9 protein-coding genes are annotated in these 12,064 nt (G+C 68.5%); 3 read left to right on the plus strand and 6 right to left on the minus strand.

All coding sequences use genetic code 11. From position 1 onward, the window contains the following. The first annotated feature begins 34 nt into the window (after positions 1-34). Entirely contained in the window at positions 35-2,785 is a 2,751-nt protein-coding gene (gene acnA, locus RGD00_RS18075; RefSeq protein ID WP_310458678.1) for an aconitate hydratase AcnA, read from the plus strand. 330 nt (positions 2,786-3,115) lie between these two features. On the opposite strand, the gene ispG is transcribed toward acnA, so the two are convergent. From ispG to RGD00_RS18105, 6 genes are all read right to left on the minus strand, one after another. Further along, a complete protein-coding gene (ispG, locus tag RGD00_RS18080) occupies positions 3,116-4,237 on the minus strand; it encodes a flavodoxin-dependent (E)-4-hydroxy-3-methylbut-2-enyl-diphosphate synthase (RefSeq protein WP_310458679.1) in 1,122 nt (373 codons plus the stop codon). Between the two features lie 84 nt (positions 4,238-4,321). Next, positions 4,322-5,536 carry a helix-turn-helix domain-containing protein gene (locus RGD00_RS18085; protein WP_310458680.1) on the minus strand — a complete coding sequence of 405 codons (1,215 nt, stop codon included), beginning with the start codon at positions 5,534-5,536 and terminating at the stop codon, positions 4,322-4,324. 107 nt (positions 5,537-5,643) lie between these two features. Further along, complete coding sequence (gene hemA / locus RGD00_RS18090) at positions 5,644-6,867, minus strand: 5-aminolevulinate synthase (RefSeq protein WP_310458686.1); 1,224 nt, start codon at positions 6,865-6,867, stop codon at positions 5,644-5,646. A 171-nt stretch (positions 6,868-7,038) separates the two neighbouring features. Beyond that, entirely contained in the window at positions 7,039-7,635 is a 597-nt protein-coding gene (locus RGD00_RS18095; RefSeq protein ID WP_310458681.1) for a 5-aminolevulic acid synthase, read from the minus strand. A 112-nt stretch (positions 7,636-7,747) separates the two neighbouring features. Then, positions 7,748-8,761, minus strand: a complete 1,014-nt coding sequence (gene dctP, locus RGD00_RS18100; protein ID WP_310458682.1) for a TRAP transporter substrate-binding protein DctP — start codon at positions 8,759-8,761, stop codon at positions 7,748-7,750. Positions 8,762-8,783: 22 nt separating this feature from the next. Continuing rightward, positions 8,784-10,196, minus strand: coding sequence for an amidase (locus RGD00_RS18105; protein WP_310458683.1), 1,413 nt, complete (start codon positions 10,194-10,196; stop codon positions 8,784-8,786). Between the two features lie 253 nt (positions 10,197-10,449). Here RGD00_RS18105 and RGD00_RS18110 point away from each other — a divergent pair, with 253 nt between their 5' ends. Then, positions 10,450-11,826, plus strand: coding sequence for a M20/M25/M40 family metallo-hydrolase (locus RGD00_RS18110; RefSeq protein ID WP_310458684.1), 1,377 nt, complete (start codon positions 10,450-10,452; stop codon positions 11,824-11,826). Positions 11,827-11,884: 58 nt separating this feature from the next. Further along, a partial coding sequence (locus RGD00_RS18115; protein WP_310458685.1) for a hypothetical protein occupies positions 11,885-12,064 on the plus strand: 180 nt, incomplete at its 3' end.

Consider the following 12,064-nt stretch of genomic DNA (forward strand, 5'->3'; position numbering starts at 1 on the left):
GGGGGCCAGCCAAGTCAATCGCCAGGAGGCACAGATGACCGTCACCGTGGGGCATGACAGCCAGAAAACCCGTCAGACGCTGAACGTCGGCGGCAAGACCTACGCCTATTATTCCATCCCCGCAGCCGAAACCGCAGGCCTGGGCGAATTCGCCCGCCTGCCCGCCAGCCTCAAGGTGGTGCTGGAAAACATGCTGCGGTTCGAGGACGGGCGCACCGTCCATGTCGACGACATCCGCGCCTTTTCCGACTGGGGCAAGAACGGCGGCAAGAGCAGCCGCGAGATCGCCTATCGCCCCGCCCGCGTGCTGATGCAGGATTTCACCGGCGTGCCGGCGGTCGTCGATCTGGCCGCGATGCGCGACGGGATCAAGGCGCTCGGCGGCGATGCGAACAAGATCAACCCGCTGGTGCCGGTGGATCTGGTCATCGACCACTCGGTCATGATCGACGAATTCGGCACCCCGCGCGCGTTCCAGCTGAACGTGGATCGCGAATACGAGCGGAACATGGAACGCTACCAGTTCCTGAAATGGGGCCAGACCGCGTTCGACAACTTCCGCGTCGTGCCGCCCGGCACCGGCATCTGCCACCAGGTCAACCTCGAATACCTCGCCCAGACCGTCTGGACCGACAAGGACCAGAACGGCGATGAAATCGCGTATCCCGACACGCTGGTCGGCACCGACAGCCACACCACCATGGTGAACGGCCTTGCCGTCCTCGGCTGGGGCGTCGGCGGGATCGAGGCCGAGGCCGCGATGCTGGGCCAGCCGGTGTCGATGCTGATCCCCGAGGTGGTGGGCTTCAAGCTGACCGGCAAGATGGTCGAGGGCACCACCGCCACCGACCTCGTGCTCAAGGTCGTGCAGATGCTGCGCAAGCACGGCGTGGTGAACAAGTTCGTGGAATTCTACGGCGAGGGGCTCGACCACCTGCCGCTGGCGGACCGCGCGACCATCGCCAACATGGCCCCCGAATACGGCGCCACCTGCGGCTTCTTCCCCATCGACGCCGAGACCCTGCGCTACCTGCGCCAGACCGGCCGCGACGAGGACCGCATCGCGCTGGTCGAGGCCTATGCCAAGGCCAACGGCATGTGGCGCGGCCCGGACTATGCGCCGGTCTACACCTCGACGCTGGACCTCGACATGTCCACCATCGTCCCGGCGATCTCTGGCCCGAAACGCCCGCAGGACTACCTGCCGCTGACCGACGCCGCGCGCAGCTTCTACAAGGTCGTGGCCGATTACCGCGGCATCGACGTTTCGCCCGCGGCGCGCGAAATGGCCGCCGAAGGCCCCGCCCCGGTCGCGCCCCCCACCGACGCGCGCAAGACCGTGGCGGTCGAGGGCAAGGACTATACAATCCGCGACGGTTCCGTCGTCATTGCGGCGATCACCTCCTGCACCAACACCTCGAACCCCTATGTGATGATCGGCGCCGGCCTCGTGGCCCGCAAGGCGCGCGCGCTCGGCCTGACCCGCAAGCCCTGGGTCAAGACCTCGCTCGCGCCGGGATCGCAGGTCGTGTCGGAATATCTCGAGGCCGCGGGCCTGCAAGAGGATCTGGACGCCATCGGCTTCAACCTCGCCGGCTATGGCTGCACCACCTGTATCGGGAACTCCGGCCCGCTCGGCGATCCGGCGATCTCCAAGGCGATCAACGACAACGATCTGGTAGCGACCGCGGTCCTGTCGGGCAACCGCAACTTCGAGGGCCGCATCTCGCCCGACGTGCGCGCGAACTTCCTCGCCTCGCCGCCGCTGGTCGTGGCCTATGCCATCGCGGGCGATCTGAACATCAACCTGACCCGCGACCCCATCGGCCAGACGCCGGACGGCAAGGATGTGTTCCTCAAGGACATCTGGCCGACGAACAAGGAAATCGCCGATCTGGTCCACAAGACCGTGACGCGCGAGGCGTTCCAGAAGAAATACGCCGACGTGTTCAAGGGCGACGCCAAATGGCAGGCGGTCGAAGTGACCGAAAGCGAAACCTACGACTGGCCGCCGACCTCGACCTATATCCAGAACCCGCCCTATTTCCGCGGCATGGCGAAAGAGGCCGGCGTGATCTCGGATCTGGACGGCGCGCGGGTGCTGGCGCTTCTGGGCGACATGATCACCACCGACCACATCAGCCCCGCGGGGTCCTTCAAGGCCACCACGCCCGCCGGGAAATACCTGGTCGAACGCCAGGTCCCGGTGTCGGAGTTCAACAGCTACGGCGCGCGGCGCGGCAACCACGAGATCATGATGCGCGGCACCTTCGCCAATATCCGCATCAGGAACGAGATGCTGGAAGGCGTCGAGGGCGGCTATACCAAGGGGCCGGACGGCGAACAGACCTCGATCTTCGACGCCTCGATGGCCTGGCAGGCGGCGGGCGTGCCGCTGGTGATCTTCGGCGGCATCGAATACGGCGCGGGCTCCAGCCGTGACTGGGCGGCCAAGGGCACGGCGCTTCTGGGCGTCAAGGCGGTGGTCGCCGAAAGCTTCGAGCGCATCCACCGCTCCAACCTCGTCGGCATGGGCGTGATCCCGTTCGAGTTCACGGGCGGCGACACCCGCAAGACGCTCGGCCTGAAAGGCGACGAGACGGTCGAGATCCACGGCCTCGCGGGCGACCTGAAGCCGCTGTCGCTGGTGCCCTGCACGATCCGCTATGCCGATGGCAGCATCCGGACGATCCAGATCAAGTGCCGGATCGATACGGAAATCGAGATCGACTACGTGAAGCACGGCGGCGTGCTGCACTACGTGCTGCGCGCGCTGGCGGCCTGATCCCCGCAGGCCAGCCCCGAAAGACCGCGCCCCGGCCCCTGCGGCCGGGGCGTTTTCATATCGCGCGCCCTGCCCCTCTGGCGGCGCCGGGGGCCAGCCCCCGGACCCCCGGGATATTTATGGACAGAAAATGAACAGGCGCCCGCTTCCGTTACAGGAAGGGCGCTTGCGACTTCACCTTTTCGATAAATACTCCCGCCGGAGGCTCCTGCTCTCTCCGCCGGGCCAAAGGTGGGGAAAGCGCACAACCGCGCCGCGCAGCGGCGCCCGGCCCAACGCCCGGTGGCGGCCGCAAGGCCGCCGCCGGGGGGCGGGAGCCTCCCCGGCCCGCTATTCCGCGGCGTCGCGGGCGGCCTCGATCTCGGCGGCCTTCTGTTCCACCAGTTCGACGATATGGTCGACCATCTGGTCGTTCGACATCCGGTGGCTCTGCCTTCCGGCAAGATACACCATGCCGTTGCCCGCCCCGCCGCCGGTAAAGCCGATGTCGGTCATCAGCGCCTCGCCCGGCCCGTTCACCACGCAGCCGATGATGCTGAGGCTCATCGAGGTCGTCACATGCGCCAGCCGGTCCTCCAGCGCCGCCACCGTCTTGATGACGTCGAACCCCTGCCGCGCGCAGGAAGGGCAGGAGATGATCGTCACCCCCCGGTGCCGCAGGCCGAGCGACTTCAGGATCTCGAACCCGACCTTCACCTCTTCCACCGGATCGGCCGACAGCGACACCCGGATCGTATCCCCGATCCCGGCCCAGAGCAGATTGCCGAGCCCGACGGCCGATTTCACCGTGCCCGACACCAGCCCGCCCGCCTCGGTGATCCCCAGATGGATCGGCGCGTCCGTCGCCTCCGCCAGCGCCTGATAGGCGGCGGCGGCGAGGAACACGTCCGACGCCTTCACCGAGATCTTGAATTCGTGGAAATCGTGGTCCTGCAACAGCTTGATATGGTCGAGGCCCGATTCCACCATCGCATCCGGGCAAGGCTCGCCGTATTTGTCCAGCAGGTGGCGTTCCAGGGAACCCGCGTTCACCCCGATGCGGATGGAACAGCCGTGGTCCTTCGCCGCCCGCACCACCTCTGCCACCCGTTTCGCATCGCCGATATTGCCCGGGTTGATGCGCAGGCAGGCGGCGCCCGCCTCTGCCGCCTCGATCGCGCGGCGGTAGTGGAAATGGATGTCGGCCACGATCGGCACCGGGCTTTCCGCCACGATTTCCCGCAGCGCCCGCGTGCTGTCCACATCGGGGGTGGAGACGCGGACGATATCGGCCCCGGCGACGGCGCAGCGTTGCACCTGTTCGATCGTCGCCTTGACGTCCGAGGTGATGGTGTTGGTCATCGTCTGCACCGAGATCGGCGCATCGCCCCCCACCAGCACCTTGCCGACGCGGATCTGGCGCGACCTGCGCCGGTCGATGTTGCGCCAGGGGCGGACGGGATTGTGGCTCATGGCTGGGGCCCTCGCATGCCGGCCCCGCGGTCGGGGCGCGTGGGGCCACAGATAACCGCCCCCTCCCCCGGGGGCAAGGCAGGGTCAGTCGGCGTTCACGCCTTCGTTCGCGGGGCCTGCCTGCGCCACCGCGATGACGCGCGCCAGATCGGGGTCGCGCGAAAGATCGGCCAGCGCAAAGCTCGAGGTCAGCGCCTCGGGCGTCAGGGCCACGTTCTTGACCACCTGCGCACCCGGGGCCGCGGGGCCGTAGGTTTCGCCGTTGACCGCGAAATAGACCGACCCCGAGTTCCCCGCCCGCAGCACCGCCGGCTTTTCGCCCTGCGGCACCACATAGCGTTCGCCCGCGTCGAGGATCTTCTCGAACATCACCGTGCCGTCCGCCGCCTGCACCCGCACCCAGGACGGGCGCACCGCGACGATTTCCACCGCCGGCGCGGCCTCTGCCACGACCTTGACGATCTGCTGCGCCAGCTCCTCCGGTGTGGGGTTCGCGCCGGGGACGGGCTTGCCTTCCAGATGCGCCAGCGCGCCGTTGGACTTCGGGTCGATCGCCGCGATGGGCCCGTCGCGCGCCACCAGCACCGGCGTTTCCAGCGCCTGCGGACGGTAGAGCCGGCCGAGCGCCTCGACATCCGGGCCGCTGGCGGGGCGGGCCGCCTCGGCCTCTGCCACCTGCAAGGTCATGCCGGTGCCGACATTGCCCAAGGGGTCGATGTCGGCCACCACCGAGGGCGCCTGTTCCACCGGGGCGACCTGCACGCGCTGCACCTCGCGCAGCACGGACCAGCCGCCATAGCCGATGCCCACGATCAGCGCCGCCAGCACGAGGACGGAACCGACGGCCCCGGGTTCGATCCGGTTGAGGATGCTTTCGCCGCGCGGCACGAAGCTGGCATTGGGATCGCCCAGGGGGTCGCCGTTATGCGGGCGGGGCCGCGCCTTGGGCGGCGCGCTGCGCTGGATCGAGGCGGCGGGGGACATGCCATGCGCGACCGAGAAATTCGCCTCGGCGCAGAACTTGGCATAGGCCCATTCCGGGTCCATCCCCAGATAGCGCGCATAGGACCGCACGTAACCGGCGACGAAGCCCGGGGTTTCGAAGGCCGACACATCGGCATTCTCGATCGCGGCGATATAGGTGGCCTTGATCTTGAGTTCGCGCTGCACGTCCAGCAGCGACTTGCCCAAGGTGGCGCGTTCGCCCCGCATGAGGTCGCCCAGACGCAAGTCGAAGTCATCGAAACCCTTGGGTTTCTCTTCGACTTCTGCCGAAGGTTTTGCCCTTCGCCACTGCATGCGCCTGCCCCATTTCCGGTTATGACCCGAGAGCCGACCGACTCGGGTGCGTTCCTTGCCGAAGAGCTAACACATTCCTTGGTGCTTGTGCACCCGCAGAAGCACCATCAGGCCGAAGCTTCGGCACGATTCAGCGCACAATGCGACCACAGGCTGTCCATCGCCTTCACAAGATGGTCAATCTGCTTGGGGTCGTGCACCGGCGAGGGCGTGAAGCGCAGCCGTTCGGTGCCGCGCGGCACGGTGGGGTAGTTGATCGGCTGCACATAGATGCCGAACTGTTCCAGCAGCATGTCCGACAGCATCTTGCAATGCACCGGATTGCCGACATGCACCGGCACGATATGGCTGCCATGGTCGATCAGCGGCAGGCCGAGGCCCTTGAGCCGCATCTTGAGGATCCGTGCGGCCATCTGGTGGCGGTCGCGCAGCGCCTGGTCGCCCTTCAGATGCCGGACCGAGGCCGCCGCCCCCGCCGCCACCACCGGCGGCAGCGAGGTGGTGAAGATGAACCCCGGCGCATAGGAACGGATGGCATCGACCATCCGGGCCGAGGCCGCGATATAGCCGCCGAAGACGCCGAAGGCCTTGCCGAGCGTGCCGTTGATGATGTCGATGCGGTGGGCGAGCCCGTCGCGTTCGCTGACGCCGCCGCCGCGGGGCCCGTACATGCCGACGGCATGCACCTCGTCCAGATAGGTCAGCGCGCCGAATTCCTCTGCCGCGTCGCACAGCGCCGCCAGCGGGCCGAAGTCGCCGTCCATCGAATAGACCGATTCGAAGGCCACCAGTTTCGGCGCGGCCGGATCGTCGGCCGCCATCAGTTCGCGCAGATGGGCCACGTCGTTGTGGCGGAACACGCGCCGGGCGCCGCCGTTGCGCCGGATGCCCTCGATCATCGAGGCGTGGTTCAGCGCGTCGGAATAGATGATGAGGCCCGGGAACAGCTTGGGCAGCGTGCTCAGCGTCGCGTCATTGGCGACATAGGCCGAGGAAAAGATCAGCGCGCCTTCCTTGCCGTGCAGGTCGGCCAGTTCGGCCTCCAGCGCCTTGTGATAGACGGTGGTGCCGGAAATGTTGCGCGTGCCGCCCGACCCGGCGCCGGTGGCGTCCAGCGCCTCGTGCATCGCGGCCAGAACCACCGGATGCTGGCCCATGCCCAGATAGTCGTTGCCGCACCAGACGGTGATTTCCCGTTCCGTCCCGTCGGGGCGGCGCCAGATCGCCTGGGGGAAGTGGCCCTTGCGACGCTCGATATCGATGAAGGTGCGATAGCGCCCTTCCTCATGCAGCTTGTTCAGGGCGGCATCGAGCGCGGCATCGTAGTTCATCGTCATCACTCCCTAGCGTTCTCTGGAACAATTCTCATTCCAGCTGGGTCGTGCCTTGATATAGCTCAAATCGCCATCAGACCAGTGGTCAAAATGCCGCTTTTTGAATGTATCTCAAGTCGCCCTGCGTGGGGACAGGCCCCGAGACGCGGCCGGCGGCACGATTCGGGGTCAGTCGGCGATCACGACGATGCAGTCCACCAGCGGCCCCGCGGCGCCGAGGCGGGCGCAGTCGGCCAGCGCGCGAGTGGCCGCATCGCCCCCCTTGCCGATGCCCCAACTGCCGGTAGAGGGCGACACCGCCAGCGCCTTGGCCCGGCGGACCGAACGGTATTTGTCGGCGAAGGCCTCGGTCGCCGCGGCCGACAGTTGCAGGCGGCCCTTTTCCCAGCCGGCGGGGCGCACCTCTGCCACCACCTCGCAGGGGCGGGCGTTCGCGGCGCGCTTTTCGCCGCAGATGCGCATCGCGGCGCGGCGGGCATTGTCGATGTCGTGGAAATTCGCCGCCACCGCGGCGGACGGCCCCCGGATCCCTTCGGTGGGTGAAACCGCGACGGCGGCGTAATAGGTCACGTCCTTCAGCGCCTGTTCCAGCAGCGCGCGGTCGGCGGCGGGCACGGCGGCGGATTTCGTCAGCGTGACGGCGGCGGGCTTCACCGGGTATAGCTGCGCCGCCGCGGTTTCGCTCGGCACGGGCCCCGCCGCGGCGGACCATGCCGCCATCCCCGCCGCCAGCGCCACCGCGCCGATCCAGATCCCCTTGCGCATGCCCTGCCCTTTCATCCTGCCGGTCCCCCCGCCCTTCTAGCGCAGGGCGGCGCGGCTTGACAGGGGGCGGCGGCCCCGCCCGCACTTCCACGGGCGGGTGTGGCCCCGGGGCTTACTGCCCCGCGCCCGCGTTGCGCATCGCCGCCAGCAGTTCGGAACCCTTCAGCCCCGCGGCATCCATTTCCGCTGCCCATTCCTCGGCCGCCGCCGCCAGCCGTTCCAGCCACAGCGCCTTCTGTTCGTCGGACAGTTCGTTGATCGTCAGATCGCCCCTGGCGCTCAGTTCCTGCCGGATCCGGGCGTCGTCGTTGTCGGTAAAGGCGCAGAACTCCCGCTCCACCGAAAGGCCGGCGTTCAGCACCACCTCCTGCACCTCGGGCGGCAGGGCGTCGAACGACCGCTCGCCCATGGCGACGAACCAGCTCGTGACGCCGAACTTGATCCCGCCGACCTCGTTCCTCAGGATCCCGCCGAGCTTGTAGGCGTCGGTGCTGGAATAGGGGAACAGCGCCCCGTCCACGGTACCGCGGTTGACGGAATCGTAAAGCTCCGACGCGGTGATGCTGATCGCCACGCTGCCCACGGCGCGGACCGACTTGCCGAGCGCCGCACCCGCGGCATAGATCTTGGTCCCCGCCGCCTCTTCAAGCGAGGCGACCTTCTTGGTCGCGGTCATGTAGCGTTGCGGCGCCGTCGTCGTGACGAACACCATCTTCAGCCCCTGCGGCGCATATTCGGCCACGTCCAGCGGCCCGCCCGGCTTGGCCAGTTCCTGATATTTCGCCGAAGCCTCGCAGGTGGAATCGTAGAAGCCGGGGAATTCCGTCACCGCGGTCAGCGGGAACTTGTCGGCCATGTAGACCGGCACGATCATCGCCATGTCGGCGATGCCCGATTTCAGCAGCCCATAGGTGTCGCGGCCCAACTGGTTGCCGGGATAGACCTCGAACTGCACCCGGCCATTGGTCTGTTCCGTGATCGTATCGAGCACGCGCTTGATGCCCAGTTGCCAGGAGAAATGCGTCTCGGGCAGCGGATGGGCGACCTTGAGGGTGATCGCGTCCTGTGCCGCGGCGGGAACGGCCAGCGCAAGGGCCGCAACCGCGGCGAGTAGGGCGGATTTCATTGGTACCTCCATGTTTGCAGTGTCAGACGCCGCGCGCGGCGAGGGTTTGCAGGGCGGAAAAGCCGCTGGCGCGTTCGATGATCTCGCCTGCGGCCAGCAGGATGTCCTCGCGGAACCAGCGGGCGACGAGTTGCACCCCCACCGGCAGCCCGCCCGCCAGCCCCGTCGGCACCGCCAGCCCCGGCAGGCCGAGCGTGGCGACCGTGGTCAGGCACGACAGGTCGCGCAGCATCGCGCGATAGCGGTCGGGGCCCTGCAGATCCTCGTCCTGCGGGATGCGGTGGCGCCAGGACACCGGCATCAGCATCAGCGGACAGTCGGCGAAGCGCAGCGACCAGTCGCGCGCGATGACATGCTTGCGCTGATAATCGGCCAAAGCCTCGTCCACCGTGCGCGGGGGCGACAGCGCCATGATCGTGTCGAAAACCTTGCGCGCCATGTCGTCGCCCGCCGCCTGCACCCCGGCCCGGCCGCGGCGCGCGTCGTCCACCGCCATGCGCTGGCGCATCTCTTCCAGTTCGTCGAAATGCGGCGGTGCCGCCTCTTCCACGATGCAGCCCGCCGCCGCCAGCGCCGCCGCCGCCTGATCCAGCGCCCCGGCCACCGCCGGATCGGCGCCCCGGTCGCCCCACCGGCGGAACAGCGCCACCCGCAGCGGCGCGGGGACGGGCCGGTCCAGCGGCGCGGGCGTCCATTGCGGGTCGCGCGCATCCGGCTCGGCGAACACCCGCAGCGCCAGCCGCGCATCCCGCACCGTCCGCGTGACCGGCCCCCAGACCGAGGTCAGCTGATGCGTCAGGCTCCGCTCGCCCCCCTCGCTGGCATTGTAGACGGCGACGCGCCCGATCGTGGGCCGCAGCCCCACCACGCCATTGGCCCAGGACGGCAGCCGGATCGACCCGCCCCGGTCCGTCGCCACATGCACCGGCCCGAGGCCGAGCGCCGCCGCCACCGCGGCCCCGCCGCTCGACCCGCCGGCAGAGGCCGCGGCGTCGAACGGGTTCAGCGTGCGGCCGTAAAGCGCGTTGTCGGTGAAACCGCGCATGGAAAAGCAGGGCGCGTTGCTCTTGCCGATATAGATCGCACCGGCATGGCGCAGATGGGCGACGGCGGGCGCATCCTCTGCCGCGACATTGGCCTGCAACGCGGCGGCGCCCAGATCGGTCACGCGGCCCGCCACATCGGTGTCGAGCTTCACCGTGAAGGGCACCCCATGCAGCGCCCCCACCGGATCGCCCGCCGCCAGCCGCCGGTCGGCCGCGCGGGCCGCGGCGCGGGCGTCGTCATCCTCGACCGAGGTCAGCGCGTTGTGGGCGGCGTTCACCGCCGCGACGCGGGCCAGCACCGAATCGACCGCCTCGACGCAGGATACCTCGCGCCGGCGGATCCGGTCGGCCAGATCCGCCGCATCCATCGCCCAAAGCGGTTTGGCCATCGCCCGTTCCCCCTGTTGCCCCCGGGCGCGCGCCCGGGGCCGCCCCGGCGACCGCCGCCGGAAGGCCTGTCATTGCGTGATCCGCCGCGCGCGCCGGCTGGCAAGGCTTGCGGCAGGGCCACGCTAGGGCGGCACTTTCCCCGCGCCAACTTCCATTTCCCGAACCCCCGCTTTCCCGCCGTGCAAACACGGGGCTGGCACCCGGCGGCGGGCCGGGTAAACTCCCCCCGCGCATGACCTGAAGGAGACGCCGATGCCCGCCCTCGCCCCCGTCCTCGCCCGTATCGACGCCGATCTCGACGCGGCGGTGGCGCGGCTGTTCGACCTGCTGCGCATCCCCTCGATCTCGACCGACCCGGCGCATGCGGACGACTGCCAGCGCGCCGCCGACTGGCTGGTGGCGGATCTGACGACCCTCGGCTTTCGCGCGGAAAAGCGGGCGACACCGGGCCATCCGATGGTGGTGGCGCATCATGACGGCGCGGGCCCGCATCTGCTGTTCTACGGCCATTACGACGTGCAGCCGGTGGACCCTATCGACCTGTGGTCCCGCGACCCCTTCGACCCGGGCGTCGAGGATACCGCCAGGGGCCGCGTCATCCGCGCCCGGGGTGCGGCCGACGACAAGGGCCAGCTGATGACCTTTGTCGAGGCGTTCCGCGCCTGGAAGGCCACCCACGGCACCCTGCCCTGCCGCATCACCGTGTTCCTGGAGGGAGAGGAGGAATCGGGCTCCCCTTCCCTCATCCCGTTCATGCAGGCGCATGCGGGCGAACTGACCGCCGATCTGGCGCTGATCTGCGACACCGGCCTGTTCGAGGGCCGCGTGCCCGCGATCACCACCATGCTGCGCGGGCTGGTGGGCGAGGAAATCACCCTGCGCGGCCCCGACAAGGACCTGCATTCCGGCATGTACGGGGGCGCCGCCATCAACCCGATCCGGGTGCTGACGCGCATTCTGGGGGGCCTGCACGACGATACCGGCCGGGTGACGGTGCCGGGCTTCTACGAGGGCGTGGACGAACTGCCCGATGCGATCCGCGCGCAATGGCAGGGGTTGGGGTTCGATCACGCGCGGTTCCTCGGCGACGTGGGCCTGTCCACCCCGGCCGGAGAGGTCGGGCGCACACCGCTGGAAATGATCTGGTCGCGCCCGACGGCGGAAATCAACGGCATCTGGGGCGGCTATACCGGCGCGGGGTTCAAGACCGTGCTGCCCGCCGAAGCCCATGCCAAGGTCAGCTTCCGTCTGGTGGGCGACCAGAACCCGGATGCGATCCGCACCGCGTTCCGGTCTTGGGTCCGCGCCCAACTGCCCCCCGACTGCACCGCCGACTTCGCCCCCCACGGCGCCAGCCCGGCGAGCCGCATGGACATCTCCGCCCCCGCGTTCGAGGCCGCCCGCGCCGCGCTGACCGAGGAATGGGGCGTGCCCGCGGCCTATGTGGGATCGGGCGGCTCGATCCCCATCGCGGGCTATTTCAAGTCGATCCTCGGCATGGACGCGATGCTGATCGGCTTCGGCCGCGACGACGACCAGATCCACTCCCCGAACGAGAAATACGACATGGAGTCGTTCCACAAGGGGATACGGTCATGGGCGCGGGTGCTGGATCGGTTGGCGGGGTGAGGGGGTACCGCCCCCTTCTTCGCCCGCCCCTGCGTCATGCGGGGGACAGGTGGCGGCAATGCGGATATTACCGACCTTCGCCTTTGCAAGATCTGTTGCCAACCGTAAGATTATCGTCGTTCGCCTCCAATATCACGGCTTTGCACCTAAAAGCTCGCTTTTAGGGCGTGTTGACAAAAGGGATTCACCGGGCGCGGTGATCGTGATTCAAGCTGGTATCTGCAATGGAGACCAGCGT

This window comes from Ruixingdingia sedimenti (genome assembly GCF_031432425.1).
Classification (GTDB): Bacteria; Pseudomonadota; Alphaproteobacteria; order Rhodobacterales; family Rhodobacteraceae; genus Ruixingdingia; species Ruixingdingia sedimenti.